General features: G+C 70.8%; 6 protein-coding genes. 2 read left to right on the top strand and 4 right to left on the bottom strand.

The window, feature by feature from the left end:
* Nucleotides 1–194: 194 nt before the first annotated feature.
* Entirely contained in the window at nucleotides 195–887 is a 693-nt protein-coding gene (locus ACFV57_RS32115) for a hypothetical protein (RefSeq protein ID WP_385239413.1), read from the bottom strand.
* Nucleotides 888–2,413: 1,526 nt separating this feature from the next.
* On the opposite strand from ACFV57_RS32115, the gene ACFV57_RS32110 reads away from it, so the two are divergent.
* Both ACFV57_RS32110 and ACFV57_RS32105 read left to right on the top strand, forming a co-directional pair.
* Nucleotides 2,414–3,499 carry a hypothetical protein gene (locus tag ACFV57_RS32110; RefSeq protein WP_385239411.1) on the top strand — a complete coding sequence of 362 codons (1,086 nt, stop codon included), beginning with the start codon at nucleotides 2,414–2,416 and terminating at the stop codon, nucleotides 3,497–3,499.
* A complete protein-coding gene (locus tag ACFV57_RS32105) occupies nucleotides 3,496–4,053 on the top strand; it encodes a flavoprotein (RefSeq protein ID WP_385239409.1) in 558 nt (185 codons plus the stop codon). Before ACFV57_RS32110 ends, ACFV57_RS32105 begins: the two co-directional genes overlap by 4 nt.
* 20 nt (nucleotides 4,054–4,073) lie before the next feature.
* Here ACFV57_RS32105 and ACFV57_RS32100 read toward each other — a convergent pair whose 3' ends face one another.
* From ACFV57_RS32100 to ACFV57_RS32090, 3 genes are all read right to left on the bottom strand, one after another.
* Entirely contained in the window at nucleotides 4,074–4,712 is a 639-nt protein-coding gene (locus ACFV57_RS32100; RefSeq protein ID WP_385239407.1) for an HAD family hydrolase, read from the bottom strand.
* A 27-nt stretch (nucleotides 4,713–4,739) separates the two neighbouring features.
* Nucleotides 4,740–5,858: an LLM class flavin-dependent oxidoreductase gene (locus ACFV57_RS32095; RefSeq protein WP_385239406.1), complete on the bottom strand. Its 1,119-nt coding sequence runs from the start codon at nucleotides 5,856–5,858 to the stop codon at nucleotides 4,740–4,742.
* A gap of 131 nt (nucleotides 5,859–5,989) precedes the next feature.
* Complete coding sequence (locus ACFV57_RS32090; RefSeq protein WP_385239404.1) at nucleotides 5,990–7,456, bottom strand: alkaline phosphatase PhoX; 1,467 nt, start codon at nucleotides 7,454–7,456, stop codon at nucleotides 5,990–5,992.
* Nucleotides 7,457–7,696: the final 240 nt, after the last annotated feature.

Here is a 7,696-nt window from a genome sequence, read left to right as displayed (position 1 = left end):
ATGCGCCCTCCGCGCCGTCACGATCTTGTGGGCCCGCGCCACACTGCCACCGCCCCCCACCACTCCCTTGGCCCAGCCATTTCACACCGGCAGCAGCCGCACTCGGCTCAGCGCTCCGGCATCCCGGGAACTGGCAGCCCGGCAGGACGGCATCCGCAGCTCAACAACCGCAGAAGCCGTCTTGCGGAGAGGCATCAGGCAAGGCCGGCGTATATCACCGTCCGCCCCGGTTGCAGTGAACGGGCGACCCGATGAGCCAACTCCTCGCCCCTGCTTTCCAACTCGATGCGCTGAGCGGCATGACCTTCTTCGTCGCGCTCCGCCACGTACCAATTCAACTCGGCATCGAAGTCGATGGCCCAGGCATACAGGTCGTCCACCAGATCGTCGGGCAGACCGAGGGCAGCCGCGGGGTCGTCCGGCATGAAGTCACCGAACCCCTCCGCGCGGAAAGGCCCCCAGTGGAACTCGGCCATCATGGTTATGTGAAGGGGATGCGGTGGCGTGCCGTGCGACTCCAGGGTCCAGTGCAGGCGTGAGCACCCCCAGCACACGAACTTCGCCGTGCCGTGCCGCGCGTCCCAGTAGCGCACGACCCACTTCGGCCCCAGGTGCCGCGCCACGGACTGGGCAAGTCCGAGGCCGGTCTTGACGTGTTTGCGCAGTGCGGCTTTGGCGGTGGAACCTTCCGGCAGACGGACGGCATTCCAAGAGGCGAGGTCGCGTGCCAGGCCCTCCGAGAAGCCCAGGGCCGGATCACCCATCGGCACACCGATCGTGAAGTCATCCGGAGCATCCGCGTAGAAGTCCGCGGTCGAAGTGAACAGGGGTGAGTCATCTCCCCGTGCCTGCACCAGAAGATGACGAGGTTCCTCTTGCTCACTCATGCCGGATTCGCCCCAATTATGAAACCGTTGTCGCCCACCGAGATGGCGACTCGATGGACCCTGCCATTGAATACGGTCTCATAGATCGGCCGGCCTCCACCCTGCGTACCGACAACCTTTCCTTAGCTCAGCGCTTTCGCGAGCAGCTTCGGAATGCCTTCCGATGCCACCCCCTTCCCGATGAATTTACCTGGGCGCCGGAAAATCATGTGAATGAGTTCGTCGCGGCGCCCCTGGTTACGGTTCCGGCTACCAGACCTACCGCGCGCTGTTCTCCTGACGGCCGGACTGATGGGGCGCTTTGCTATGAATTTCGTCGGTGCAGGAGCGCGACTCTTCGGCATAACCGCCCCTGCTCGACGTCCGGACCGGCGAAGAACCGGTCCGCTCCGACCCCACCCACTCCGAGCCGCCCACGGGCATCATGATGGCCAGATTCATCCGCCACTCCGCCGGCGAACGGGAAATCACCGCCACGGCCGAACTCGTCGACTCCCGCACCGTCCGCGGCACGGTCAAACCGGGCGGCGCGGCACTCTGACAACCTGACCTCCACCTGGGGTGACCCCGCGCAGGCGGGTACCGCCCCCGGCCCGTCTCCTCCGCCTCTCGTCGCACCCCCCGCACAGCCCGACATCGGCCCCGCCGCCACTGGCCGTATGCACGGTGCCGATGACAGTCACGTTCCGTACGGAACCGCAGTCCGCGCACCCGATCACAAGGCGCCCTCCACCGCGATGACAGCCGCCCGCAGGGTCACCGGGCTCGTGACCAACGCCCCAGCGTCCGGCCGTACCCGCCACCACAACCGCTCATTACGCATCTCCAACCCCGGCACATACAGGGCAGTGCCCACCCCCGCATCCCCCCACAACGGCAACCACACCCCACCAGCCGTCCCGGCGGGCACCAACCAGCACATCCCGACCGTGCACCGGTGGTCCTCGATGACCGCCCCGGACCTTCCACCCAGTCGCCTCAACACCTGCTCCCCCACCGGCCGCCCCAGCCACACCACGTCCACCCCGAGCGCGGCCACATCACGCACCACACGCAGTCCCGCTCCACGGGGAATCCAGTCGGGGAGGGAAGCAGAGGCACTGCTCTTCGTGGGAATCGTCATGCTGCCAAGAACACCGCAGCCACCGCTCCAGTACGAGGCAACGCAGGAGGCAATGCCTGAGGACATTTGCCAGGACATCCGCGTCCTGGCGGCCCCTCCGCGCCCTTACTCTGAGCCGAGACGCAACACGCGGAGGTACGCCATGCCAGGCCCGCCGGGAAACCCGCTTCTTGTCAGGGCCCGTATCAGGGCGGGCCTGCACACCCAGGACGAGTTCGTCATTGCTTTCCAGGACAAGGCGTTCGAGCTGGGCCTCGATGCGACAGTGACGGTGCGCCAAGTACGGCGGTGGGAGTCCCACACCCCAGGATGGCCCCACCCCACGACACGGACCGTACTCACAGCTCTCTTCGGAAGCCCGCCTGAAGCTCTCGGCTTCCGGCGCCGCGTACGGCCTCTGCCTATGGAGGCGAACGGCATTTTCGCGCCTCCCCAGGACGAAGGGGAGATGCGGCGGCGGACTTTCGTGTCCCGCTCTCTTGCCGTGGTCGGCTCGGCAGCGATCCCCACCGGCCCCGACGATGTGCTTTACGTCCTCGGCTCCGACCCGCTGGACGGCATCCGGGACGTCCTCACCGGCACGGTGAACGCGCAGGAGCCGGGCAACGTCGAGTCGCTGCGCCGGGACATCGCAGAAGCCAAGCGGCTCGTTCAGGCATGTGGCTACGCGCGGCTCACGCGGCAGTTGCCCGCTCTGCTGGCCCGGTTCGAGTGTTCCGGAACCGCGCTGCCCGAGCAGCAGGCCATGGACCTGCTCGCGGTCCATGTTTACCACGTGGCAGCAACCCTGCTCCTCAAGTACGACGACGCGGCATCGGCCTGGATCGCGGCCGAAAAGGCGGCGACAGCCGCCCGGCGGACCGAGGCCCCGGCGGCGATCGCTTCGGCATACCGGATTTTGACCCACGCCGTCGCCGCCGTCGGCCACCGAAGGCAGGCGGTGCGCGTGGCGGTAACAGGTGTCGACCGTCTCAGCGGGCGGGTGTCCAGGTCGGAACCCGACAACGTCGCGGTTTTCGGCGCGCTGCTGCTGCGCGGAGCGTGGGCTGCCGCGCTGGGCGAGGACCGGGATGCGGCAGCGGAGTTGCTCGACGAAGCCGCACGTACCTCCGCGTTGCTGCAAGAGGCGACAAACCGTCAGTGGACCGCGTTCGGAGCGAACAACGTAGCGCTGCACCGGCTGTCCATCGCCCTCGCGCTCGGCGACGCCGGGCACGCCCTGCAAGCGGCACGGACCGTGATCCCCGCACAGCTCGCGGTGGCCGAGAGACGAGCAACGTACTGGTCGGACGTAGCGCGCGCTTTGCACGTCTGCGGCCGTACGGAATCGGCGGCTCGCGCGCTGCTGGCCGCAGAGCATGCCGCGCCGGAGGAGGTACGGTCTCGTTCTGTGACGCGGGAACTGATCGGAGAACTGCTGCAACGTGACCGCGCCGGACGCGCTCCCTGGCTCCGCGCGCTGGCGAACCGGGCGCAGGTACCCGTATGAGCACGCCACGGGTGCTCTACATCATCGTCTGCGCCGCCGGCCCCGCCTCCCAGGTCATCCGGCTGATCGAAGCCGCCGTCACCGAAGGCTGGGACGTGTGCGTCATCGCCACGCCCGCGGCCGAGGCCGGCGCGTTCATCGACGTGCCCGGGGTGGAGGCCGCTTCCGGGCGGGCTGTGCGGAGTGACTGGCGCCGGTCCGGTGAGGAGAAGCGCAATCCACCGGCGGATGCGGTGATCGTGGCGCCCATGACGATGAACTCCGTGAACAAGTGGGCGGCGGGCATCGCCGACACGTACGCGCTCGGTCTGCTCACCGAGGCGGTGGGGCTCGGGCTGCCGGTGGTCGCGCTGCCGTTCTGGTCGACGGCGCTGGACGCGCACCCGGCCACCCGGCGGTCGGTGCGGGTACTGCGCGAGCTGGGGGTGCGGGTGCTGTACGGGCCGGGCGCCTGGGAGCCGCATGCGCCCGGCACCGGTGGTGAGCAGTTGGACGGCTATCCGTGGCGGCTGGCGCTGGAGACGGTGGGCGCGTTGGCCGGCCCGCATCCGTGAGCAGCTTCCCGCCGGTCGGCTCACGCCCCGACGAGGGCCGACAGCTCGGCCAAGCCGTCGATGTGCCAGTCGGCCAGGGCGGCTTCCGGGGTGCCGGCCCACAGGTGTCCGTACGCGCCACGGCGTATGTGTGCCGTCCGCAGGCCCGCGGCGTGTGCGGGCTCGATGTCGTCGGCCGGGTGATCGCCTACGTACAGGATGCGCTCGGGGGCGGTGCCGGCGAGGGCGATGACCTTCCCGAAGAACTCGGGCCGGGGCTTGGCAACCCCCCAGTCGCCCGATGTCGCGACGGCGTCGGCGGGCAGCTCCAGGCCACGCAGCAGCGCACCGGCCCGGACGGTCTGGTTCCCCGCGACGAGGACCCGGACCCCGGCCTCACGCAGTGCGGACAACGCGGGCCGCACATCCGGATACAGGTCGGCCTCGTCGATGCGCTCGCCCCGCCCGGCCGCTTCCCGCGCCCGGTACTCGGCACCGATGCCGATGCCGGGCCGCAGCAGGCGGATGGCGTCCGCGTTGTCTCGGCCCTGGGCGACCACCGCCCCGACGAGGGCGGACAGGGTGTGCCGCGGTACGTCGAGCCAGTCCGCCCAGTCGCGCCAGTACCGCTCGTCGCTGACGAGGGTCTCTCCTATGTCGAACACGACTGCTTCGATCACGGCCATTCCCCAAGAGTTCGCGACTGCCTACGCCGCTCCCCGACCCGATCGGGCCACCCCCACCACCCGAGCCAGCCGCTCATACGACTCCAGCAACCCCGTCCGGTCGTACGTGCTGGTCGTCACCAGGAATTCGTCGGCGGCGGTGGAGGTGAGCAGGGCGTCGAGTTCGGCGGCGACCTCTGTTTCTGTGCCGTGGATGTGGCCGGTGAGGGCGGAATCGTAGTAGGCGCGGGCCTTCGGAGGCATGGACGGTTCGCGGGCGGTGATCGTTTCGGCTGGTTCCAGGGGCGGGAAGACGCCGTGGGTGCGGGAGTAGGCCATCGACCAGGCTTCGGGGAGCAGCAGGTCGCGGGCCGCCTCGCGGGTTTCGGCCACGGCGACCGTGCCGGAGACGATGACGTACGGGTGGGGCCAGAGCGGGGAGGGCTCGAAGGCGGCGCGGTAGCGGTCGATGGCGGCCCGCATCGCTTCGCGGCCGCGCAGGTCGCCGATGACCAGGGCCAGGCCCGCGCGGGCGGCGATGTCCGCGCCCGCGCCGGTGGCCAGGACGAACGCGGGGACGCGCAGGCCTTCCGCCGGGCGGGCGTGCACCTGTGGGTGGGGGCGCGGGCCGTCGGTGAAGTAGGCGGTCAGTTCGGCGAGCTGGGAGGCGAAGGACTCGGCGGCGTCCTTGTCGGTGCCGAGGGCGCGGCGGATGCCGTCGGTGAAGCCGACGGACCGGCCGAGGCCCATGTCGATACGGCCGGGGAAGAGGGATTCCAGCACCCCGAACTGTTCGGCGACGACCAGCGGGCGGTGGTTGGGCAGCATGACGCCGCCCGTGCCGACCCGGATGCGGGAGGTCGCGGCGGCGACCGCGGCGGCGAGCACGGTCGGTGCCGAACCGGCGACGCCCGGCACGCTGTGGTGCTCGGAGACCCAGAAGCGGTGGTAGCCGAGCGCTTCGGCGTGCTGCGCCAGGGCCACCGTGTCGCGGAGCGCCTCGGCTTCCGGGTGGCCCTGGCGGGTGCGGGAGCGGTCGAGGAGGGAGAAGGGGGTGGTCCGGAGGCGGCCGGTCGGGTCGCCGGAGTCGCGGGACGAGCCCCCGGCCCCGGCCGCCCGCTCCTCGGCTGTTTGTGTCGTCGTACTGCGCCGCGTGCTCACACCTGGTGCAACGTGCGCGCTCCGGTGGGGATTCCTGGCGGGGCGCGCCGGCCACGTACGTACCCGGCGAGTACGCCCGGCCGTACCCGCCGAGCACGCCCCGCCCCATACGTCCTACGACCGCGCGGCGGTCACCGCTGCCGCCGCCACGGCCCCCTGATCGCCAGCATGATCCCCGGTTCCTGGATGTTGGCGAACAGGGTGTGGCCGTCGGGCGAGAAGACCGGGCCGGTGAACTCGCTGTACGCGGGGGCGCCGGCGGTGCCGATGTTGAGATCGTTGCGGGCGATGGGGTACGTACGGCCGTCGTCCGTGGCGCCGAAGAGGTGCTGGACGCCCTCCCCGTCCTCGGCGATGATCAGCCCGCCGTACGGGGAGACGGTGATGTTGTCGGGGCCGTCGAAGGCGCCGTCCTCGCCGGGGGCGGGGTTGACGCCGAGCAGCACCTTGAGGGTCAGGGTGCGGCGGCGCGGGTCGTAGAACCAGACCTGGCCGTCGTGGCGGACCGGGCTCTCCTCGCGGGCGAAGGAGGAGACGAGGTAGGCGCCGCCATCGGCCCACCACATGCCTTCGAGCTTGCGGGCGCGGGTGATCTCCCCGTCGGGGAACTGTTTGCGTACGGGGGTGGTGCGGGCGTCGCGGTCGGGGACCTCCGCCCAGTCGACGCCGTAGACCGTGCCGGTCCTCGTCGCGCGGGAGAGGTCGTCGACGAACCGGCCGCCGGAGTCGTAGCAGCGGGGCGCGGCCAGCACGCCCGCGTCGTCGGCGAGGCCGCGCAGCCGTCCGCGGCCGTGCTCGAAGCCGTGCGGCGGGGTCCAGCGGTAGAAGAGGCCGTTGGGGCGGTCGGCGTCCTCGGTGAGGTAGAGGTGGCCGCGCTTGGGGTCGACGACGACGGCTTCGTGGGCGTAGCGGCCCAGCGCCTTGATGGGGCGGGGGGCGCGGGCGGCGCGGGGGCCGTGCGGGTCGTGCGGGGCCTGGGGGTCGACTTCGAAGACGTAGCCGTGGTCCTTGGTCATGCCGTTCTGGCCGGCCTTGTCCTCGGTCTCCTCGCAGGTCAGCCAGGTGCCCCAGGGGGTGCGCCCGCCCGCGCAGTTGGTGGAGGTGCCGGCGATGCCGACGCGTTCGCCGACGGGCGTGCCGTCCCGGGAGACCTCGACGACGGTGCAGCCGCCGGCCGCCGCCGGGTCGTAGACCAGGCCCTCGGCGAGCGGTACGGGGTGCGGCCACTTGGCGCGCGGCCCCTTCAGCTCGTGGTTGTTGACGAGCAGGGTGGTGCCGCGCGGGCCCTCGAAGGCGGCGGTGCCGTCGTGGTTGGAGGGGGTGGATTCGCCGCTCTCCAGCTTGGTGACGCCGGTCCGGGTGATGATCCGGTACGTGAATCCGGCGGGCAGGGCGAGGATGCCCGCCGGGTCCGGGAGGAGCGGCCCGTATCCGGGGGCGCGCCGTCGTGTGCCGGCGGCCGGGGCGGCCACGTCCGTTTCCGGGACCTCCTGTCCGATGGCGCCGGGCGCGGTGGCCAGGACGCCTACGCTGCCGGTCAGTGCGACGCCTGCACCGGCGGCGGAGCGCTTGGCGAAGTCTCTGCGGGTGAGCGGCATGTCATCTCCTGGACGGCGGGTTCGGTGTGCCCTGTCCCAGAGCGGGTCCGCGAAGTCCCGCCTGCCCTGCGGGCGGACGACGGGACTTCGTGGACACGCCCCTGCGCCGCACACCTTCGCGCGCCGCGGCGAACACCGGTTGAACCCCGCACAACGCCGCGATGTCGGGAAGCGTTTCCCTACGGCCCGGAAAACCATGGCAAACAAGGTCATCTGTGGCATTTGCTCAGTAAGCGCAAG

The sequence above is a fragment of the Streptomyces sp. NPDC059788 genome, assembly GCF_042732265.1.
In the GTDB taxonomy this organism is placed as follows: Bacteria; Actinomycetota; Actinomycetes; order Streptomycetales; family Streptomycetaceae; genus Streptomyces.
The sequence above is the reverse complement of the archived record's forward strand: the minus strand, read 5'-3'. Positions and strand labels throughout refer to the sequence as shown.

Bases quoted from the DNA above. Each gene is read 5' to 3' on its own strand.
- ACFV57_RS32115 (WP_385239413.1), bottom strand. From the start codon at position 887: ATGAGTGAGCAAGAGGAACCTCGTCATCTTCTGGTGCAGGCACGGGGA.
- ACFV57_RS32110 (WP_385239411.1), top strand. From the start codon at position 2,414: ATGGAGGCGAACGGCATTTTCGCGCCTCCCCAGGACGAAGGGGAGATG.
- ACFV57_RS32105 (WP_385239409.1), top strand. From the start codon at position 3,496: ATGAGCACGCCACGGGTGCTCTACATCATCGTCTGCGCCGCCGGCCCC.
- ACFV57_RS32090 (WP_385239404.1), bottom strand. From the start codon at position 7,456: ATGCCGCTCACCCGCAGAGACTTCGCCAAGCGCTCCGCCGCCGGTGCA.